The 23,981-nt window shown below is 75.9% G+C and carries 1 protein-coding gene; it reads left to right on the top strand.

The features are described 5' to 3' along the window. The first annotated feature begins 92 nt into the window (after positions 1-92). On the top strand, positions 93-23,960 hold the full coding sequence (locus tag BLU42_RS21600) for a DUF7507 domain-containing protein (protein ID WP_091074308.1): 23,868 nt from the start codon (positions 93-95) through the stop codon (positions 23,958-23,960). The last annotated feature ends 21 nt before the right edge of the window (positions 23,961-23,981 follow it).

Genomic DNA, 23,981 nt, shown 5'->3' with positions numbered 1-23,981 from the left:
CGCGAAGGCCCCCAGTGACGTCACGCCCGACGCCGCGCACGCACCGTGCGCGACCGCGCCATCGCGCGAGCGCGTCCGGGCACGGCTGGACCGTGCCGTCACCCCGGGTCGCGCTGCTGCTGGCCCTCTCCCTCCTGCTCGGCCCGCTGGCCGTGCTCCTGAACCCCGTCTCGACGCTGCCCGCGGAGGCGGCGCAGACGACCTGCACCCCGTCGTCCGGCTTCACCGCCTGCGTGGCCTTCACCTCCAGCGGCGCGGCCCAGTCCTGGTCGGTCCCGGGCGGCGTCTACTCCGTCAACGTCAGGTCCTGGGGTGCCGGCGGTGGCGGCGCGAACACCTCCTACTACCCCGGTCAGTCGGGCGGTGGCGCGGGCGGTTACGCCACGGGGACCGCGGCGGTCACCCCGGGCTCCACGCTCGGCGTGGTGGTCGGCAGCGGCGGCCAGGTCGGCAACGCCGGTGCCAACGCGACCTACGGCGGCGGCGGAGCGGGCGGCACGACGTCCAGCACCAGCCAGTACACCAAGGGATCGAGCGGCGGCGGCTACTCCGGCGTCTTCAGCAGCACGACGATCAGCCAGACCACCGCGCTCGTCGTCGCCGGCGGTGGCGGCGGCGCCTCGCCCGGGTCCGACAGCCCAGCCGGTTCGGAACCCTTCGCCGGTGGCGGTGGCGGCACGACCGGTGGCCAGGACGGGCAGGCGACCCTCTCCGGACGCGGGGGCACGCAGAGCGCGGGCGGGGCGGCGGCGAGCACGACGACCGGCTGCACGAGTGGGGCGGCGGGCGCGGCGCTGGCCGGTGGCAGCGGTTCCGGGGTGGCTGCCGCCAACGCCGAGGGCGGCGGCGGCGGTGGTGGCGGCTGGTACGGCGGCGGCGGAGGTCGCTGCCAGCCCGCCGGCGGGACCGGCAACGGCGCGGGCGGGGGTGGCTCCAGCTACACGGGCGGGACCGGCGTCACGAGCGGGTCGACGACGGCCGGGGGCAACGCCGCGTTCGGCAGCCCGGGCTCCGCTGGCGCGGCCCCGCAGACCGGCGCGGCCGGCTACGTCAGCGGTGTGGCCACCGGCGGCGGCGTCTCCACCAACGACGCCACCGCGGCGGGCGGCCCCGGTCTGGTGGTGCTGCAGTACAACGCGCCGGCCCCCTTGTCCTGCACCGCCGGCACCATCTACTCCCTCGCCATCGGCGGCGCGCTCTACGCCACGGCCACGGGCTCCGCGGCTCGGACCCAGGTCGGCGACTTCGGCGTGACCGGTCTCAACGGGCTGGCGGTGACGCGCGACGGCTCGGCCGCGTACGCCGTCCAGCAGGTGGCCGCCAACGGCGCGGCGCCGACGATCTACCGCTACACGACGACGTCCGCCGCGGTCACGTCGTACGCGACCACCGCCGTCCCGCCGAACGGCAGCAACTTCGTCGGCGGAGCGATCAACCCGGTGAACGGGATCTTCTACTACGCCTACTACACGGGCAACACGCAGACGCTCTACGCCTTCAACACCGCGACGAACACCGCGATCGGCCTCATCGGCTCGGTCACGGGGCTGAGCGCGGGCGGCGCGAACGGTGACATCGTCTTCGACCAGCTCGGGACGCTCTACGTCGTCCAGTCGGCGTCCAGCACGACTGCCGGCTCGTCCCAGCTCGGCCGCGTGACCTCCGCGGTGCCCACGACGGCCGGCAACGCGTCCCTGACCGCGACGCTCGTCAGCAACATCAACCCGTCCGCCAACGCCTACAACGGCATCACCTTCGACGCCGACGGCCTGCTCTACACCAGCAACTCCGCCGGCGGGACCACCGCGCCCGGCACGCTCAGCGCGATCAACCCGAACAGCGGCGCCCTCGTGTCGAGCAACACCATCGCCGGGGGCCCGAACACCAACGCGACCGTCGACCTCGCCGACTGCGACTACGGCGGCAGCCTCACCCTCCGCAAGAACGTCGCCTCGCGCGCCGTCAGCACGGACCAGTTCTCGCTGACGATCGCGGCTGGCGGCAGCACGCTGAGCACGGCGACGACGACGGGGACCACGACGGGCAACCAGACCCCGACCTCGGGCCCGGTGCCGGGTGTCCCGGGAACCACCTACACGCTGACCGAGACGGCGGCGAGCACGACCCCGGCGACGAACCTCTCCAGCTACACCACCGCGATCGCCTGCACCGACGGCGCCAACGGCAACGCGGCGGTGACGGCCACGCCCGTCAACGGCGCCAGCACCCCGTCGTGGACCGTGACCTTCCCCGCTGCGGGTAGCAGCTCCTCCGACCTGCTCTGCACGGTGACCAACACCGCCCGCAGCGCGGCGCTGTCGCTGAGCAAGACCGTCTCGCCCTCGACCGTGACCGCGGTCGGGCAGACGGTCACCTACAGCTACCAGGTCACCAACACCGGCAACGGCCCGGCGACCGGGCTGGCGATCAACGAGACGACCTTCACCGGCGCCGGCACCCTCGGGACCAAGACCTGCCCGACCACCACCCTCGCTGCGGGGGCGTCCACGACGTGCACGGCGACGTACACGACGGTGCAGGCCGACCTCGACGCGGGCACGGTCACCAACACCGCCACCGCCTCGGCCACCTCGACGAGCTCCGGGGCCACCGTCACCTCCGCCTCGTCGACGGCGACGGTGACCGCCACCCGCTCGCCCGCCCTGACCGTCGCCAAGACCGCCAGCCCCACCTCCGTCACCGCGGTCGGTGACGTCGTCGGCTACTCGATCCGGGTCACGAACAGCGGCAACGTCACGGTCTCGACGATCACCGTGACCGACACCATGGCCGCACCGGCCGGGCCGGACCCGGCGGTCAGCTGCCCGGTCACCACCCTCGCGCCGGGGGCCAGCACGACCTGCACCGCGTCGTACACGACCCGGCAGGCCGACCTCGACCAGGGCAGCATCAGCAACACCGCCACCGCCCGCGGCACGGCCGCCGGCGGCGCGTCGGTCACCTCGCCGGGCTCGAGCGCCGCCGTCGCGGTCGCCCAGACCAGCGCGCTGAACCTCACCAAGACCCCGGACGTCACGTCGGTGTCGCGGGTCGGCGCCGTCGTCACCTACACCTTCGCGGTGGTCAACGCCGGCAACGTGACCCTGACGAACCTCGCGGTCGCCGACACGGTGGCGAGCCCGGGCACCCAGGCGAACCTCACCACCGCCACCTGCGCCGCGACCTCGCTGGCGCCCGGCTCGAGCACCAGCTGCACCGCGACCTACACCGTCACCCAGGCCGACCTCGACAACGGCGCCGTGGCCAACACGGCGACGGCGACCGCCCGGCGCCCCGACGGCGCCACGGCGACCTCGGCCGCCGCCACCGCCCGGGTCACGGCGACGCGGACGGCGACCCTGAGCCTGACCAAGTCGGCGAGCCCGACCACGGTGAGCACGACCACGACGTCGGTCGCGTACGCGATGCTCGTCACCAACACCGGCAACGTGACCGTCTCCCAGATCTCCGTGGTCGACGCGATGACCGCCCCGGCCGGGCCGAACCCGGCCGTGACCTGCCCGGCCACCACGCTGGCCCCGGGCGCGAGCACGACCTGCACCGCGACCTACCCCGTCACCCAGGCCGACCGCGACGCCGGCTCGATCGCGAACACGGCGACGGTCACCGGCACCGGCGCGAACGGCAACGCGGTGACCGCGTCCTCCTCGGCGACCGTCGGGGTCGCGCAGACCCGCTCGCTGAGCCTGACCAAGACCGCCTCCCGCGCCACCGTCACCGCCGCCGGCCAGACGATCGGCTACACGTTCGCGGTCGGCAACACCGGGACGACCACCGTGACCGGGCTGTCCGTCGCCGACACGATGACCGCGCCGGCCAGCCAGGCGAACCTGAGCGCGGTGACGTGCACGGCGACGACCCTGGCTCCGGGTGCCTCGACCAGCTGCATCGCGACCTACACCGTGACCCAGTCCGACGTGAACGCGGGCGTGGTCGCCAACACGGCCGTGGCCAGCGGCACCGCGGGCGGCCAGGGCGTCAGCTCCCCGAGTGCCGCGGCCAGCGTCACCGCCACCCGCAGCCCGGCCCTGACCGTCACCAAGTCGGCCTCCCCGACCACGGTGGCCAGCACCGGGGCGACCATCACCTACACGTTCGTCGCCACCAACAGCGGCAACGTGTCGCTGACCGGGCTCGCCGTCACCGACACGATGACCGCGCCGGCCAGCCAGGCGAACCTGAGCGCGGTGACCTGCACGGCGACGACCCTGGCGCCGGGCGCGTCGACGAGCTGCACCGCGACCTACACCACGACCCAGGCCGACCTCGAGAACGGCACGGTCCGCAACACCGCGTCCGCGGCCGCGACGACCACGTACGGCGCCGCCGTCACCTCGCCGGACGTCGCCGCGACGGTCACCGCCACCCGCAGCCCGGCGCTCACGGTGGTCAAGACCGCGAGCCCCACCACGGTCCCGGCGGCGACCGCGCTCGGCTCGGTCGTCACGTACGGGTTCACGGTCACGAACTCCGGCAACGTGGCCGTCACCGGCATCGCCGTCGCGGACGTCATGACCGCTCCCGCGGGACCGAACCCGCCGGTCACCTGCCAGGCCACGAGCCTCGCCGCCGGCGCGTCGACGACCTGCTCCGCCTCCTACACCGTGACCCAGGCCGACGTCGACGCCGGCACCGTGGTCAACCGCGCCACGGCCACGGGCACCGGCACCGGGGGCGCGGCCGTCACCTCGGGCGTCTCCACCGCCGCGGTCAGCGTCGGCCAGAGCACCGGGCTCAGCCTGACCAAGGTCCCGTCGCCGACCACGGTGGCTGCCGTCGGCGACGTCGTCACCTACACCTTCCGGGCCACGAACACCGGCACGGCGAGCCTCACCGGCCTCGCCGTGGCCGACACCATGACGGCGCCGGCCAGCCAGGCCGGGCTCACCACCCCGACCTGCGCGGCGACCGCCCTCGCGCCGGGCGCCTCGACCACCTGCACCGCCCGCTACACGGTGACGCAGGCCGACCTCGACAACGGCGCCGTGGCCAACACCGCGACCGCCTCGGCGGCCCGTCCCGACGGCGCCCGGATCACCTCGACCAGTGTCGCGGCGAACGTCACCGCCACCCGGACCCCGGCCGTCACCATCACCAAGGCGGCGACCCCGGCGACCGTCAGCGGAGTCGGCGCCGTCGTCTCGTACGCGATGACGGTCACCAACACCGGCAACGTCGCGCTGAGCGCGGTGTCGGTCGTCGACGTGATGAGCTCCCCGGCCGGGCCGAACCCGGCCGTGGCCTGCCCGGCCACCACGCTGGTCCCGGGGGCGAGCACCACCTGCACCGCGTCCTACACGGCCACGCAGGCCGACGTCGACGCCGGCTCGGTCGCGAACACGGCCACCGTCACCGCCACCGGCTCGGGCGGCACGACCGTGAGCGCGTCGTCCTCGGCCGCCGTCGCGGTCAGCCAGACCCGCGCTCTCACCGTCACCAAGACCGCCTCGCCGACCACGGTCGCCGCGGTCGGGGCGGTCGTGACCTACACCTTCGGCGTCACCAACGCGGGCTCGGTGACGACCACCGGCATCGGCGTCACCGACACGATGACCGCCCCGGCCTCGCAGTCGGCCCTCGGCCCCGTGACCTGTGCCGCGACGACGCTGGCCCCGAACGCCTCGACGACCTGCACGGCGACCTACACGACCACGCAGGCCGACCTCGAGGCCGGGAGCATCGCCAACACCGCCCGGGCCACGGGCACCGCCGGCGGGCAGGCCGTCACCTCGCCCGCGGCGACCGCCACGGTCACGGCCACCCGGGCCCCGGCGCTGTCGCTGACCAAGACCGCGAGCCCGACCACGGTGACGGCGGCCGGCCAGACGGTGACCTACTCCTTCACCGCCCGCAACACCGGCAACGTCGCGCTGACCGGTCTCGCCGTCGCCGACACCATGACGGCCCCGGCCGGCCCGAACCCGACCGTCACCTGCGCGGCCACGAGCCTCGCGGCGGGCGCGAGCACCACCTGCTCGGCGACCTACACCGCGACCCAGGCCGACGTCGACAGCGGCAGCATCGTCAACACGGCCACCGCGACCGCCACCAGCACCGGGGGAGCGGTCACCTCGAACACGCCGACCGCGACGGTGTCCGTCACCCGCTCGCCCGCGCTCACCCTGGTCAAGTCGGCCAGCCCGGCGAGCGTGACGACGACCGGGGCGACCGTGACGTACGGCTTCGCGGTCCGCAACAGCGGCAACACCACGATCAGCGGCATCGCGGTCAGCGAGCGGACGTTCAGCGGCACCGGGACCGCGCCGGTCGCGACCTGCGTCGCCACGACGCTCGCGCCGGGGGCCTCGACCACCTGCTCGGCGACCTACACGACGACGCAGGCCGACCTCGAGGCCGGCAGCATCGCCAACACCGCGGTCGCCACCGGCACCGGTGCGGGCGGCGCCGCGGTCACCTCACCCGCCTCGTCGGCCACCGTCACCGCCAGCCGCGCGCCGGCGCTGGTGCTGACCAAGACCCCGACGCCGACGAGCGTCAGCAGTGTCGGGGCGAGCGTCGCGTACGCCTTCACCGTGCGCAACACCGGCAACGTGGCGGTCAGCGGCATCGCCGTCGCCGACACGATGGCCAGCCCGGCGACCCAGGCGAACCTGACCGCCGCCACCTGCCAGGCGACCTCGCTCGCGCCGGGGGCCTCGACCACCTGCGCGGCCACTTACACGACCACCCAGGCCGACCTCGACAACGGCAGCATCGCCAACACGGCCACCGCGAGCGGCACCAGCAGCGGGGGAGCGGTCACCTCCCCGGCCGTCACCGCCACCGTCACCAGCGCCCGCACCCCGGCGCTGAGCGTCACCAAGACGGCCAGCCCGGCCAGCGTCGCCGCGCCCGGCGCGGTCGTGAGCTACTCCTTCGCGGTCCGCAACAGCGGCAACGTCACGGTCAGCGGCATCGCCGTCGCCGACACCATGACGGCCCCGGCGACCCAGGCCAACCTGGTCGGCCCGACCTGCCCGGCCGGGGCGGCCTCGCTGGCCCCCGGCGCGACGGTCACCTGCACGGCGACCTACACGACCACCCAGGCCGACCTCGACAACGGCAGCATCGGCAACGTGGCGACGGCGACGGGCACCAGCGCCGGCGGCGGCACGGTCACCTCGCCGAACGCCACCGCCACCGTGCCCGCCGCGCAGACGCGCCAGCTCAGCGCGACCGCGACCGTCTCGCCGGGCAGCGTCGCCGCGGCCGGGACGGCGGTCTCCTACCGCGTCGTCGTCACCAACACGGGCAACACCACGGTCTTGGGCCTCGCCGTCGCGCCGAGCGCGTTCAGCGGCAGCGGGACCGCGCCGAGCGTCACCTGCCCGGCCACCAGTCTCGCGCCGGGCGCCTCGCTGACCTGCACGGCGACGTACACGACGACGCAGGCCGACCAGGACGCCGCGTCGGTGGCGGCGACCTTCCGGGCGACGGGCACGGCGGCCGGCCAGGCGGTCACCCCGGCCACCGCGACGGCCACGCTGACCACGACCGCCGCCCCCGCGCTGACGCTGGCCAAGTCGGCGAGCCCGACCGGCATCACGGCCGTCGGCCAGGTGGTCACCTACTCGTTCCGCGTCACCAACACCGGCAACCAGACCGTCACCGGGGTGTCGGTGGCCGAGACGGACTTCTCCGGCTCGCCGACCCCGGCCGCGACCTGCCCGGCCGGCGCCGCGACGCTGGCGCCCGGCGCCTCGGTCACCTGCACCGCGACCTACACCACGACCCAGGCCGACCTCAACGCGGGCTCGGTGACCAACACCGCCGTGGCCCGGGGGTCCGCGCCCGCCGGCACGAGCGTCAGCTCGCCGTCCTCGACCGCCACGGTCAGCGCGAGCCAGACGGCGAGCCTCTCGCTGACCAAGTCGGCCAGCCCGACCTCGGTCTCCGCCCGCGGTGCGGTCGTCACCTACAGCCTCCGCGTCACCAACGCGGGCAACGTCACGGTCACCGGCCTGGCCGTCACCGACACGATGGCCGCTCCCGCGACCCAGGCGAACCTCTCCGCCGTGACCTGCCCGACCACCACGCTGGCCCCGGGCGCGGCGACCACCTGCACCGCGACCTACACCGCCACCCAGGCCGACGTCGACAACGGCCGGATCCAGAACACCGCCGTCGCGGCCGCCGCCGCGCCCGGCGGGGCGACGGTCACCTCGAACACCTCGGCCGCCTCCGTCACCGCGGCCCGCGCCGGCGCGCTGAGCCTGGTCAAGACCGCCGACCCGACGACGGTGACGGCGACCGGCCCGGTCACCTACACCTTCGCCGTCCGCAACAGCGGCAACGTCACCCTCTCCGGCCTCGCGGTCACCGACAACCTGACCGCCCCGGCGAGCAACGCCCGGCTGAGCGCGGTCACCTGCCAGGCCACGACGCTCGCCCCCGGCGACACCACCACCTGCACAGGCACGTACGGCGTCGCGCAGACCGACCTCGACGCCGGCTCGGTGGTCAACACCGCGACCGTCGCCGGCACCGACCCGACCGGCGGCACCGTCACCTCCGCGCCCTCGACCGCCACGGTGACCACGACCCGGGCGGCCTCGATCAGCCTGACCAAGTCGGTCAGCCCGAGCACGGTGAGCCGCGCGGGCCAGAGCGTGGCGTACGCCTTCGCCGTCGCCAACACCGGCAACCAGACCGTCAGCGGGCTGAGCATCGCCGACAGCTTCACCGCACCGGCCAGCCCGGTGCCCTCGGTCGCCTGCCCGGTCACCACGCTGGCGCCCGGCGACCAGACGACATGCACCGCGTCGTACACGGTCACGCAGGCAGACGCCGACGCCGGGTCGGTGGTCAACAGCGCCACGGCGTCGGCCACCTCGCCGACGGGGGCGGTCGTCCGCTCCGCCGCCTCGACCGCCACGGTGACCATCGCCGCCGCGCCCGCCCTCGGCCTGGCCAAGTCGGCCTCCCCGACGACGGTCGGCAGCGCGGGCCAGACCGTCAGCTACACCTTCGCGGTCACCAACCCGGGCAACGTGACCGTCTCCGGGCTCGAGGTCGCCGACACGCTGGCCGCCCCGGCCAGCGCGGCCAACCTGACCGCGGCCACCTGCGCGGCCACCTCGCTCGACCCGGGTGCCTCGACGACCTGCACCGCGACCTACACCCCGACGCAGACCGACGTCGACGCCGGGAGCATCACCAACACCGCGACCGTCAGCGGGACCGCCCCCGGCGGCGCGCGCGTGACGTCGGCGGCGTCGACGGCGACCGTCACGACCAGCCGCGTCGCCGGCCTGACCCTGGCCAAGAGCGTGTCGCCGACGACGATCACCGCCGCGGGCGCGGCGCTGGCCTACCGCTTCACCGTCACCAACGCCGGGACGACGACCGTGACGGGCGTCGCGCTGGACGACGCGCTCGCCGGGCTCAGCGCCGTCGCGTGCCCGACGACCACGCTCGCCCCGGGCGCGGCCACGACCTGCACCGCCACCTACACTGCGACGCAGGCCGACGTGGACCGCGGCTCGGTGGTCAACCGCGCGACCGCCTCCGGCACCGCGGCGGGGGTCGGCCCGGTCACCTCGAGCCCGGCGGGTGCGACGGCCACGGTCACCGCGGCCCCGGCCCTGCGGCTGGTGAAGACGCCGAGCCCGGCCACGGTGTCCGCCGTCGGCCAGACCGTCACCTACTCCTTCGCCGCCACCAACACCGGCAACGTCACGCTGAGCGGGCTCGCCCTCGCCGACACCATGACCGCGCCGGCCTCGAACGACGACCTGAGCGCGATCACCTGCCCGACGACCACCGTGGGCCCGGGCGCGACGGTCACCTGCGCCGCGACCTACCGCGTCACGCAGGCCGACCTGAACGCCGGCCGCGTGACCAACGCCGCCACCGCGAGCGCGACGGCCCCGGGCGGCGCCCGGGTGGCCTCGCCGCTGGCCGGTGCCGCCGTCCGCGTCGACCAGGCCCCGGCGCTGGGCGTGCGCAAGACGGCCAGCCCGACCTCGCTGACCGCCGCCGGCCAGACCGTGACCTACTCCTTCGCGGTGACCAACGGCGGCAACGTCACGCTGTCCCAGCTCGGGGTCACCGACACCTTCGCGGCCCCGGCCGGTCCGGGCTCGGCGGTCGCCTGCCCGGTCACCACCCTCGACCCGGGCCGCTCGACGACCTGCACCTCCACCTACGTCGCGACCCAGGCCGACCTCGACGCCGGCTCGGTGAGCAACACCGCCACCGCCACCGGCCAGACCCCGGCGGGTGCCGCCGTCACGTCGCCGGCCAGCGCGGCCAGCGTGCCGGTCGTGCCGGGCGCCTCGCTGAGCCTCGTCAAGTCCGCGAGCCGGGCGAGCGTCGACGCCGCCGGCCAGACCGTCGGCTACGCCCTGCTGGTGCGCAACACCGGCAACCTCAGCCTGACCGGCGTCCGCGTGGTCGACACCCGCTTCACCGGCTCCGGGCCGGCTCCGGCGATCAGCTGCCCCGCCGGCACCCTCGCCCCCGGCGGCAGCATAACCTGCACGGCCTCGTACGCGGTCACGCAGGCCGACCTCGACGCCGGCTCGGTGTCGAACACCGCCGTGGCCAGCGCGACCACGCCCGGCGGCGCGGGCGTCGACTCCGCCTCCTCCACCGCCACGGTGACCACGGCCGCGAACCCGGCGCTCGGGCTCACCGGCACCGTCGCCCCGGTGAGCGTGACGGCCGCCGGGCAGCAGGTCACCTTCCGGCTGGTGCTGAGCAACGCCGGCAACCAGACCGTGACCGACCCGTCCGTCGCGGTGACGTCCTTCACCGGCTCGGGGCCGGCCCCGGTGCTCACCTGCCCGGCCGGCGCGGTCGCCCCGGGTGCCTCGGTGGCCTGCACCGCCACCTACACGACGACCCAGGCCGACGTGGACGCCGGCTCGGTCCGGCTCACCGCCACCGGCACCGCCACGACGCCGGGGGGACCGGTCACCTCCGGCTCGACGACGGTCACGCTCGGCGCGACGCGGACGGGCCAGCTCACGCTCGCCAAGTCCGCGAGCCCGACGACCGTCACGGCCGCGGGCCAGGCCGTCGCCTACCGCTTCGCGGTCACCAACACCGGCACGGTCACCGTCTCCGGGGTCGACGTCACCGAGACCTCCTTCGGCGGCACGGGCACCGCCCCGGTCGCGACGTGCCCCGCCGGTGCGCTGGCCCCGGGGGCGAGCACCACCTGCACGGCGTCGTACACGACCACCCAGGCCGACGTCGACGCCGGCTCGGTCACCAACACGGCCCGCGCCACCGGCACCAGCCCGGTCGGCGCGGTCACCTCCGCGCCCTCGAGCGCGACGGTCACCGCGAGCCCCGCGGGTGCGCTGCGGCTGGTCAAGAGCGTGTCGTCCGACCCGGTGACCGCGGTCGGCCAGCTCGTCGCGTACAGCTTCGCGGTGACGAACACCGGCAACGTGAGCCTCTCGGGCCTCGCCGTGGACGACGTCGCGACCGCACCGTCCGACCCGGCCGGGCTGAGCGGCGTCACCTGCCCGACCACCAGCCTGGCGCCCGGCGCCGGGACCACCTGCACCGGGACCTACCGCGTCACCCAGGTCGACCTGGACTACGGCACGATCCGCGACACGGCCACCGCCAGCGCGACCGCGCCGGACGGCAGCACGGTGACCTCGCCCTCGTCGTCGGCCTCGGTCGTGACGGTCCGGCTGCGCACGGTCGGCCTGGTCAAGTCCGCCGACGTCACCACCGTGTCCGCGGTCGGGCAGCAGATCGGCTACTCGTTCCTGGCGACCAACACCGGCAACGTCACGCTCTACCGCCTCGGGGTCACCGACCGGCTCGCGGCGCCCTCGGACCCGCAGTCGCTGAGCCCGGTGGTCTGCCCGGTCACGACCCTGGCGCCCGCGGCGAGCACCACCTGCACCGCGACGTACACGGTCACCCAGGCCGACCTCGACAGCGGCAGCATCAGCGACACCGCCGTCACCACGGGCGTGGGCCCGATGGGCCTGCAGCGTCCGTCGAACGAGTCCTCCGCCACCGTCGCGGTGTCGCAGGGGCCGGCGGTGACCCTCACGAGCTCGGTGAGCCCGTCGACGGCCGCCGGCGCGGGGGCCAACGTGACCTTCTCCTTCGTCGCCCGCAACACGGGCAACGTGACCCTGTCGCCGCTGGACGTCTCGGCGGCCCTCGCCGGTCCGGGCGGGGCGGCGCTGGCGGTCACCTGCCCGGCGACGAGCCTGGCCCCGGGCGCGGCGGTCACCTGCACCGCGCCGTACACGGTCACCCAGGCCGACGTCGACGCCGGCAGCGTCAGCGCCGCCGGCCGCGTGGCCGGCACCACCCCGCAGGGCACGACCGTCACCGCGACCTCGTCCTCGGCGCTGACCCTCGACGCCGCGCCGGCGCTCGCGCTGACCAAGCAGGCCACCCCGACGACGGTGTCGGCCGCGGGCCAGAACGTCGCGTACTCCTTCGGCGTCACCAACACCGGCAACGTCACCCTGACCGGCCTCGAGGTCGTCGACACCTTCGCCGCCCCGGCCGGCACCGCGGCCCCGGTCGGCTGCCCGACCACGACGCTCGCCCCGGGCGCGACCACGACCTGCTCCCTGACGTACGCGGCCTCCCAGGCCGACCTCGACGCCGGCTCGATCGTCAACTCCGCCGTGGCCCGGGCCAGCGCCCCGGGCGGCACCGCCGTCACCTCGCCGGCCTCGGGCGCCACCGTGACCGCGGCGCCGGCCGGGGCCCTGCGGCTCGCCGTCACGGCCTCGCCCTCGAGCGTCGCCCGCGCGGGGGAGAGCGTGACCTTCTCCTTCGCGGTCAGCAACGCCGGCAACGTGACCCTGAGCGCGGCCGCCGTCGCCGCGACCCTCGCCGCGCCCGGTGGCCCGACGCCGGTCGTCACCTGCCCGCCCGTGGCGCTCGCGCCCGGTGCCGCGACGACGTGCACCGCGACCTACACCGTGACCCAGGCCGACGTCGACGCCGGCCAGGTCGCGCTCGTGGCCACGGCGTCGGCGAGGACCCCGGCGGGCGACGACGTCGCCTCCCCGGCGGCGGCCACCAGCGTCACCATCGCCCCCGCCGCGTCGCTGCGGGTCGTCAAGTCGGCCAGCCCGACGACGGCGACCACGCTCGGGCAGAGCATCGGCTACTCCGTCGCCGTGACCAACACCGGCAACGTCAGCCTGGACCGGCTCGTCGTGACCGACAGCCCGGTCGCCCCGGCCGGGCCGGCGCCGACGCTCACCTGCCCGCCCGGCGCGCTGGCCCCGGGGGAGACCCGGACCTGCACGGCGACCTACACGGTCTCGCAGGCCGACCTCGACAACGGCCGGATCGACAACACCGCCGGCGCCAGCGCGCGGACCCCGGCCGGCGACACGGTCGTCGCCCCGGTGTCCCAGGCCAGCGTCGGGGTGGGCACCGCGCCCGCCCTGCGCCTCACCCTGACCCCGACCCCGCGCACGGCGACGACGGCCGGCACCGCGGTGTCGTACGCCTTCGCGGTCACCAACGCGGGCAACGTCACGATCAGCGGGGTGAGCGTGGCCCACACGTTCAGCGCCCCGGCCGGCCCCGGTCAGGCGGTCACCTGCCCGTCCGGCCCGGTCGCGCCCGGCCAGACGGTGACCTGCACGTCGTCGTACGTCCTCACGCAGGCCGACGTCGACAACGGGATCGTCAACAGCTCCGCCGTCGCCAGCGGGGTCACGCCGGCCGGCGCGACGACGACCTCGGCGGCGGCGACCGGCCGCGTGCAGGTCGCGGCGCAGCCGCAGCTGAGCCTGGTCAAGACGGTCTCGCCGACCAGCGCCGGTGCGGCCGGGGAGGCGGTGACCTACGGCTTCGTCGTGACCAACACCGGCAACGTCACGGTGACCGCGCCGGTGGTGACCGAGACCCGCTTCGGCGGCCGCGGCACGGCCCCCTCGCTGAGCTGCCCGGCCACCGCGGCCCTCGCCCCCGGCGCGAGCCTGACCTGCAGCGCCGCGTACACGGTCGTGCAGGGCGACGTCGACGCCGGTGGGTTCGACAACACCGCCGTCGTCACCGGCCAGGCGCCGGATGGCGCGGGGGTCTCCTCGGCGCCATCCTCGGCCCGGGTCGACGTGGCCCGTGCCGACGCGCTCGACCTCGCGCTGACCGCCGACCGCACGGCCTACTCCGCGGCCGGCGACCAGGTCACCTACTCCTTCGTGGTCACCAACACCGGGAACACGACCCTGAGCCTGGTCGACGTGCTCGACCCGACCTTCTCGGGCACCGGCGCCACCCCCGACCCGGTCTGCGCGAGCGAGGCCGGGCGGCTCGACCCGGGGGCCTCGGCCACCTGCACCGCCACCTACACGGTCACGCAGGCCGACGTCGACGCCGGCCGGCTGAGCCTCACCGGCCAGGCCACCGGCACCCCGCCGGGTGGCGGCGCCGCAGTGCTGTCTCCCACCCGCTCGCTCGAGCTGACGGCCGCGCGCACCGACGCGCTGAGCGTGGTCAAGACCGCCAACCCGACGCAGGTCGGGGCCGCCGGGCAGTCGGTCACCTACAGCGTCGTCGTCACCAACGGCGGCAACACCACCCTCACCGGCGTGACCCCGGCCGAGACCGGCTTCACCGGCTCCGGCGGGACCCCCGAGCTGACCTGCCCGTCGGGCACGACGCTGCTGCCGGGTGCGTCGACCACCTGCCGCGCCCGCTACGTCGCCACCCAGGCCGACCTCGACGCGGGCGGCTTCGACAACACCGCAGCCGCGACGGCGACCGGCCCGACCGGCCCGGTGTCCGCGGCCCCGTCGACGGCGACGGTCGGGGTGAGCGAGAGCAGCGCGCTCATCCTCATCGAGACGGTCAACCCCGACACGGTGAGCGCGGCCGGCGCCTCGACCGAGTTCCGCTACCGGGTGACGAACACGGGCAACGTCACGCTGGGCGGGCTGGCCCTGACCAGCACGGTCTTCACCGGGACCGGCGAGCCGCTCGCGATCACCTGCCCCCAGACGGTGCTCGCGCCGGACGAGCAGATCACCTGCACCGCGCCGTACGAGGTCACGCAGGCCGACGTCGACGCCGGCGAGGTCAGCGACACCTCGGTCGCGTCGGGACGCGTGCCGGCCGGGACGACCGTCACCTCGGCGCCGGCGACCGCCGTGCTGGCGATCGAGCGGACGCCGTCGATCGACCTGGCCGCAGCGAGCAGCGCCCCGACGTACGACGCCGCGAACCGGACGCTCACCTTCACCTTCACGGCGACCAACACGGGCAACACGACGCTGACCGACCCGGCCGTCCTCGCCACGGCGTACAGCGGCTCGGGCGGCGCGCCGACGATCGTCTGCCCGGCGTCGACGGGTCTGCTGCCGGGAGCGACTCTCGTCTGCACCGCTACGGTCACCACCACGCAGGCCGACGTCGACCGCGGCGCGCTCAGCCTCCAGGCGCAGGCGCAGGGAACCGTCCCGGTCCCCCCGACCGCACCGGCGGGCACGCCCTCGGCGACGGTCCGCTCCGAGCTCCGCACGGCGTCCGCGACCGCGCCCGCCGCGCCGTCCCTGACCACGGTCAAGACGGCGAGCCCGAGCAGCGTCACCACGGCCGGGACCGTGGTCACCTACTCCTTCCTCGTCACCAACACCGGCAACGTGACCCTGAGCCTCATCGGGATCGACGAGCAGGCGTTCAGCGGCACCGGGGCGGCGCCGGCCGTCACCTGCCCGGGCTCGCCGGTCAGCCTGGCCCCGACCGCGTCGGTCACCTGCACCGGGACGTACGTCGCCACGCAGGCCGACGTCGACGCCGGCGGGATCTCCAACACCGCCGTCGGCTTCGGCACCCCGCCGGACGGGTCGGCCGCCGTCAGGTCGGCCCCGAGCTCGGCCACCGCGGGCGCCACGGCCGCGCCCGCCCTCGACCTGGCGAAGACCGCGACCCCGACCACCGTGAGCGCCGCCGGGCAGTCGGTCCGCTACACCTTCACCGTCACCAACCGCGGCAACGTCTCGGTCTCCGGGGTCGAGGTCGCCGAGACCGCCTTCAGCGGGACCGGTGTCGCGCCGGCGCCGAGCTGCCCGCCGGTCACCCTCGCGCCTGGGGCGTCGACGAGCTGCGTCGCCCGCTACACCGTCACCCAGGCCGACCTCGACGCCGGCCGCGTGAGCAACACCGCCCAGGCGAGCGGTGCCGCCCCCGGTGGCGGCCCGGTCACCTCCCTCCCGGCGTCCGCCGAGGTGACGGTGAGCGCCGCCCCGGCCCTCGACCTGGCCGTGACCAGCACCCCGGCCCAGGCCAACGCCGCCGGTGACCAGGTGACGCTGTCCTTCGCCGTCACCAACCGCGGCAACGTCGGGGTCTCGGCGGTCGCCGTCCAGGCGGCGCTGGCCGCGCCGGCCGGGCCGGCCCTCACGATCAGGTGCCCGGGGGGCACCGTGGCCCCGGGCACGACCGCGACCTGCACCGCCGTCTACACCGTCACGCAGGCCGACGTGGACGCCGGCTCGGTGCGCGTCAGCGCGACCGCGGTGGGCACGCCCGCCTCCGGCGGCTCGGTCTCGTCCGCGGAGGCGGGCACCACCGTGCCGATCCTCGCCGCGCCCGCGCTGCGCCTGGTCAAGACGGCGAACCCGACCACCGTCGGCGGCGCCGGGGCGGACGTCGCCTACCGCTTCGCCGTGACGAACGTCGGCAACGTGACCGTGGGCGACTTGGCCGTAGCCGACACGTTCGTCGCCCCGGCCGGTCCCGGCAGCGCCGTGACCTGCCCGGTCGCCGTCCTGGCCCCGGGCGCGAGCACCACCTGCACCGCGGGCTACACCGCGACGCAGGCGGACGCGGACGCCGCCTCGATCCTCAACACGGCCACCGCGAGCGGCACCGCCCCCGACGGCGCGGCCGTGGTCAGCCCCGCCGCCTCGGCCACCGTCGGCGTCCGGGCGACGCCGGCCCTCGTCGCGCGCGTCAGCACCACGCCGACCAGCGGCCAGGTCGCCGGGCAGCGCATCACCTACGCCGTCGAGCTGACCAACGCCGGCAACCAGACGCTCACCGACGTCGCCGCGGCCACCGCGTACGCCGCCCCGGCCGGCCCGGCCGCGGCCGTCGTCTGCCCGCCGGGGGCGCTCGCCCCGGGCGGCACCGTCACCTGCACGACGTCGTACGTCCTCACCCAGGCCGACGTCGACGCCGGCGCGGTCCGCAGCACCGTGACCGCCACCGCGTCGGCGCCGGGCGGGGCCGTCGCCGCGGCACCCCAGCCCGTGCTGGTGCCGGTCGACGCGGCCCCCGCGGTCTCCGCGACCGTGCAGGCCGACCGGGCGATCGTCGCGGCCGTGGGCGACCGGATCGCCTACACCGTCGTCGTCACCAACCGCGGCAACGTCACGCTGGGCTCCGCGGCCGCCGTCGTGACCGCCTTCTCCGGCTCCGGCGCCGCACCGGCCCCGAGCTGTGGCACGGCCGTCCTCGAGCCGGGGGCGTCCACCACCTGCACCGCGACCTACACCGTCACCCAGGCCGACCTCGACGCCGGCACCGTGAACCTCGCCGCGGCCGGCACGGGCACCCCGCCGACCGGCGCGCCCGTCACCTCCGCCCCGGTGACGGTCGCCGTCACCACTGCGCCGACCAGCGGGCTGACGGTCACCGGGACGACGACGCCGGGCTCGGTCTCGGCCGTCGGCGACACCCTGAGCTACCGCGTCACCGTGCGGAACACCGGCAACCAGACCGCCACCGGCGTCCGGGTGGCGGGCACGCCGACCGCGCCCGCCGGCCCGGCGCCCACCTTCACCTGCCTCGCGACGAGCCTCGCGCCGGGCGCGGAGACGACCTGCACCGCGACGTACGTCGTCACCCAGGCCGACCTCGACGCCGGCCAGGTCGTCGACAGCGCGCTGGCCTCCGCGACGACGCCGGCCGGGCCGGTCAGTTCCGCGGCGCTCGTGCAGACCGCGACCGTCGACGCGGCCCCGGACCTCCGGCTGGTCAAGAGCGCGTCGCCGGCGACGGTCACCGCGCCGGGCCAGGGCGTCGCGTACACCTTCGCCGTCACCAACGCGGGCAACCAGACCGTCACCGGCCTCACGATCGACGACACGCTCGCGGCCCCGGCCGGACCCGCGCTCGCGGTGACCTGCCTCGACCGCGAGGTCGTCCCCGGCGCCACCGTCGAGTGCACCGCGGACCTCACCGTGACGCAGGCCGACGTCGACAACGGCGGCATCGACAACCGCGCCACCGCCCGCGCCGTCGCACCCGGGGACGTGGCCGTGAGCTCGGACGAGTCGGCGGCGAGCGTCTCGGCGACGGCGGCCCCGGGCCTCGCGCTGACCCGGTCGGTCAGCCCGCAGCAGGTGACCCGCGCCGGCCAGACGCTGACCATCACGGTGACGGCCACCAACACGGGCAACGTCAACCTCAGCGGCCTGCGGGTCCTCGACGAGCCGGTCGCCCCGGCCGGCGCGGCCGACCTCTCCTGCCCGGCGGCGACGATCGCGCCGGGGGCCTCGGTCAGCTGCACCGCGACCTACGTGGTCACCCAGGCCGACGTCGACGCCGGCACGATCGCCGGCACGGCCTCGGCGACCGCGACCACACCGACGGGCGCCGTGGTGCCCGCCCGCGCGGCCCTCGCCGCCGCGAGCGTCGCCGCGGAACCGGCCCTGAGCCTGGTGAAGACCGCGGAGCCCGGCTCCGTCGCCCGCCCGGGCCAGGGGGTCGCGTACGGCTTCGCCGTCACCAACACCGGCAACGTCACGATCTCCGGCCTCACCGTCGACGACGCGCTCACGGCGCCGGCCGCCCCGGCCCTCGTGGTGACCTGCCCGGCCACCGCGGTGGCCCCGGGCGGCACGGTGACCTGCACGGCCCCGTACGCGGCCACGCAGGCCGACCTCGACGCCGGCAGCATCACCAACACCGCCTCCGTCGAGGGCCGCACGCCCGCGGGTGCGACCGTGACCACCGCCGACAGCACGGCCACCGTCACCGCGGTCGCCACCCCCGCGCTGCGCCTCACCCGGGCCGCCACCCCGGGCACGGTCACCACGGTCGGCCAGGTCGTCGCGCTCACCTACGACGTCGTCAACACCGGCAACGTCACCGCGACCGGGCTGACGGTCACCGACACCGCGGCGGCTCCGGCCGGACCGGCGCCGAGCGTCACCTGCCCCGTCGTCGCGCTCGCCCCGGGCGAGGGCACGACCTGCACGGCGAGCTACACCGTCACCCAGGCCGACCTCGACGCGGGCTCGATCGCCCTCGCCGCCACGGCACGGGGGAGCGCCGCCGGCCAGGAGGTCCTCGGCGGGCCCGTGGCCGTCTCGATCGCCTCCGGCCAGAGCGCGGGCCTGCAGGTCGTCCAGACCGCGGACCGCGCCACCGTCGACGCGCCCGGGCAGACCGTCACCTACACGGTCACCGTCCGCAACACCGGCAACGTCACGCTGACCGGCGTCGCGCTCGACGAGGCCGCCTTCACCGGCCTGGGCACCCCGCCCGAGGCCACCTGCCCGGCCACCACGGTGCTCGCGCCGGGTGCCGCGTACGTCTGCACGGCCACCTACACCGTGACCCAGGCCGACCTCGACGCCGGTCGGTTCACCGGCTCGGTCGGGGCCCGCGCGACGAGCCCGACGGGCGCCGTCGTGCTCGCGCCGGCCTCGGCGGTCACGACCACTGCCGACGAGCGGCCCTCGCTCGGGCTGGCGCTGCGGGTCGCCCCGCAGACCGTGTCGCGGGTCGGGGAGGTCATCACCTTCACCGCCGACGTCACCAACACCGGCAACGTCACGGTCAGCGACGTCGCGCCCGATGCCGTGGTGTTCACCGGTCGTGGCGCCCCGCCCAACCGCGTCTGCCAGGACGACCGCACCCTGTCGCCGGGGGAGACCGGCGTCTGCACCTCGACCTACGTGATCACCCAGGCCGACCTGGACGCCGGCGGCGTCGAGGCCACCGCCTTCGGGGTCGGGCGCACCCAGACCGGCGCCACGGTCCGCTCCGGCTCCTCGGTGGCCCGCGTCACGGTCGAGCGCACCCCGGCGCTCGTCGCGACCGCGGCGGTCACCCCGACCAGCTACTCGGCCGTCGGCGACAGCGTCACCTTCACCGTCACGGTGGCCAACCGCGGCAACGTCACGCTGACCGCGCCGAGCGCGTCGGTCACGGGCTTCACCGGCGCCGGCGCGGCTCCTACGCTCGACTGCCCCGGGGCGCCCACCACCCTCGCGGTCGGCGCGAGCTACACCTGCACCGCGACCTACACGATCACGCAGGCCGACGTCGACGCCGGCTCGGTCGCGCTGACCGCCGCCGCGGCGGGTCGCGACGGGACCACCCCGGTCACCTCGGCCGCCACCACGGCGACGACGACCGCGGGCCGCGCCACCTCCGGGCTCAGCCTGGTGACCACGGCGACCCCGACGAGCGTCACCGGCGCGGGCGCCCAGGTCGCGTACACCTTCGTCGTCACCAACACCGGCACCACGTCGGTCACCGGGGTCGAGGTGGCGCGCACCGCCTTCACCGGGGCCGGGACGCCGCCGACGGTCGTCTGCCCGGCGACCACGACGCTGCGCCCGGGCGACACGCTCACCTGCACCGCCTCCTACACGCTCACGCAGGACGACGTCGAGGCCGGCAGCGTCAGCACCACGGCCGTGGCGACCGGCAGCGCCGGCACCGTCCCGGTCACCTCGAACACCTCGCAGGCCACGACCACCGCCGCTCAGCAGACGGCCGTCCGGCTCGTGCTCACCTCGCCGACCTCGTCGTACGCGGCCGTCGGCGACGTCGTGACCTTCAGCTACCGCGTCATCAACGACGGCTCGGTCCGGGCCGGCGCGGCCCGGGTGAGCGCGACCTCCTTCACCGGCACCGGCACCCCGCCGGTCGGCGTCTGCCCCACGACGACGGTCGAGCCCGGCCAGTCGGTCGAGTGCACCGCGACCTACGCCGTCACCCAGGCCGACCTCGACGCCGGCTCGGTCGTGCTGCGGGCCACCGGTTCGCTGGCGCGGGCCGACGGCACGCGCGTCGTCTCCGCGGTCGACGACGAGGCGGTCAACGCCCAGCGCCTGCCGGCCCTGACCTACGCGGTGGCCGCCGACCGGACGGGCATCGCCGCGGCCGGCGAGCAGGTGCGCTACAGCTACACGATCACCAACGCCGGCAACGTCACCGTCAGCGGTTCCACGATCCGCTCGACCGCCTTCTCCGGCACCGGCTCCGCCCCGTCGGCGGCCTGCGCCGACCGCGCGCTCGCGCCGGGGGAGTCGGTGACCTGCACCGCGACCTACACGGTCACCCAAGCCGACGTCGACGCCGGCGTGGTGCGGCAGACCTCGGAGGGCCGCGCGGCCGGTCCGGACGGGACGCTGGTCACCACCCCCGCGGCCAGCACGACGCTCGGCGTCGTCGACGCCCCGGCGCTGACCGTCGTCAAGAACGCGACCCCGGAGCGGGCGGAGCGCCTCGGCGACACCATCACCTACGACTTGGTCGTCACCAACACCGGCAACGTCACGCTGACCGACGTCGTGCCGACCGAGGTGAGCTTCACCGGCGGCGGTGCGGCCCCGGCGCTGGTCTGCCCGACCAGCGCGGCCCGCCTGGTCCCCGGCGCCTCGGTGACCTGCAGCGGCACGTACGCGGTGACCCAGGCCGACATCGACGCCGGGACCATCGACAACACCGCGACGGCGAGCGGGCAGCCGCCGCGGGGCGCGGCGATCACCGCCACCCCCGACGACGCCCAGGTCGTCATCGGCTCCGCGCCGGCCCTGCGGCTGCAGAAGACCGTGTCCCCGACCACGGTCGCCGCGGTCGGCGACGAGGTGACGTTCTCCTACCGCGTCACCAACACCGGGACCATCACGCTCACGGGCGTCGGGGTCGTCGAGGGTGCATTCACGGGCTCGGGGACGCCGGGCGACGTCAGCTGCTCGACCGCGCGGCTCGCCCCGGGGAGCGCGACGACCTGCACCTCGACCTACGTCGTCACCCAGGCCGACCTGGACGCCGGCACGGTCGCCAACACCGCGTACGCCGTCGGCACCTCGGGCGGGACCCAGACCCGGTCGGCCGACTCGACGGCCATGGTCGGCGTCCGCGCCACCCGCGGCCTCGACCTGGGCATCACCCCGACTCCGAGCAGCGGCCTGGGCGTCGGCGACCAGCTCGGCTGGACGGTCACGGTCACCAACCGCGGCAACCAGACGGTGACCGACCCGGCCGTGACGGTGGCGGCGTGGACCGGCGCCGGGACGCGGCCGACGATCACCTGCCCGACGGGCGGCCTCGCCCCGGGCGCCTCGGTGACCTGCACGGCGACCCCGACCACGATCACGCAGGCCGACGTCGACCGGGGTTCGGTGAGCCTCTCCGCCGCCGCGAGCGCGACGACGGCGGGCGGTGCCGCGGTGACCTCCGCCGAGGTCCAGGCCAGCGCGACCACGCGGCGCGCCCCGGCGATCACCGTCGCGCTCGACGTCGACCCGACCACGTACTCGGTCGTCGGCGACACGCTCACCTGGACCGCCCGCGCGACCAACACGGGCACCACGACGCTCACCGACCCGTCGGTCGTCGTCGGCACCTGGACCGGCTCGGGGGCGGAGCCGACGTTCAGCTGCCCGGCCGGCGCGCTGGCGCCGGGGGAGTCCGTGGTCTGCACGGGCACCTCGACCGTCGAGCAGGGCGACCTGGACCGCGGCACGGTCGCGCTGACCGTGCGGTCGAGCGGCCGGTCCGCCGGCTCCGACGCACCGGTCCTCTCCGAGCCCGCCTCGAGCAGCGCCGACGCCGACCTCGCGGGTGCGCTGAGCATCGACAAGACGGTGTCGCCGCAGCGGGTCACCGCCGCCGGCCAGACCGTCACCTACTCCTTCGCCGTCACCAACACCGGCAACGAGACGCTGACCGGGCTGCAGGTCGTCGAGTCCGGGTTCACGGGCTCCGGCGGCACGCCGACGCCGGCCTGCCCGGCCACCACGGTGGCTCCGGGTGACGAGGTCACCTGCACGGCGACCTACGTCGTCACCCAGGCCGACGTCGACGCGGGCACCGTCGACAACCGCGCGGCCGCCTCCGCCCTCGGGGCCGGCAGCGGACCCGTGGGGAGCACCTCCGACGGCGCCCGCCTGACCCTCGACGGGCGTACGGGGCTCGGCCTCACCAAGTCCGCGGTGCTGGACGACCGCGACGGCGACGGCGTGGGCAGCCTCGGCGACGGCGTCGCGTGGGTCTTCGTGCTGAGCAACACCGGCACCACGACGCTCACGCAGCCCGCGGTGTCCGACCCGACGGCCGGCGCCGTGACCTGCCCGACCGGGCCGCTCGTGCCCGGTGCCTCGGTCACCTGCCGCGCCGACGTGGTCGGCACGATCAGCCAGGCCGACGTCGACGCCGGTGCGGTGACCAACACCGCGACCGCCTCCGCGCTGCCTCCGTGCCCGATCTCCGGCGAGCTCCGCGTCGGCTGCGGCCGGATCTCGTCCGAGGCGGCCACGGCCACCCTGCCGGTGGCCGGCGCGACCGGGCTGACCATGGTCAAGCGGGCGCAGGTCCTCGACGACGGCGACGGCGCCACGGGGCCCGGCGACCGCATCCGCTGGACCTTCGTCGTCACCAACACCGGCACGCTGACGCTCGACGACGTCGCCGTCGACGACCCGACCGCCGGCACCGTCGCCTGCCCGACCACGACGCTCGCACCGGGGGAGCAGACGGTCTGCACCGCCGCCGAGCGCGTCATCACCAGTTCGGACGCCCGGCGTGGTTATGTGACCAACACGGCGACCGCCACCGCGGGCGACACCGTCGGCCGGACGCTCTCCGACACCGCCAGCGCGCGCGTGCGGGTGGCTCCGCTGGCCCAGGCGACCGAGCTGGCGAAGACCGGGGCGACGGTGTGGCTCGGCTACGCCGCCGTGCTCGGCCTGCTCCTCGTGGCCGCCGGTGGTCTGGTCCTCGTCCGCGGGCGCCGCCGCTCATGACCCTGCTCGACACGTCGAAGT

This window comes from Microlunatus sagamiharensis, assembly GCF_900105785.1.
In the GTDB taxonomy this organism is placed as follows: domain Bacteria; phylum Actinomycetota; class Actinomycetes; order Propionibacteriales; family Propionibacteriaceae; genus Microlunatus; species Microlunatus sagamiharensis.
This window is presented reverse-complemented; position numbering and strand designations above follow the sequence as displayed.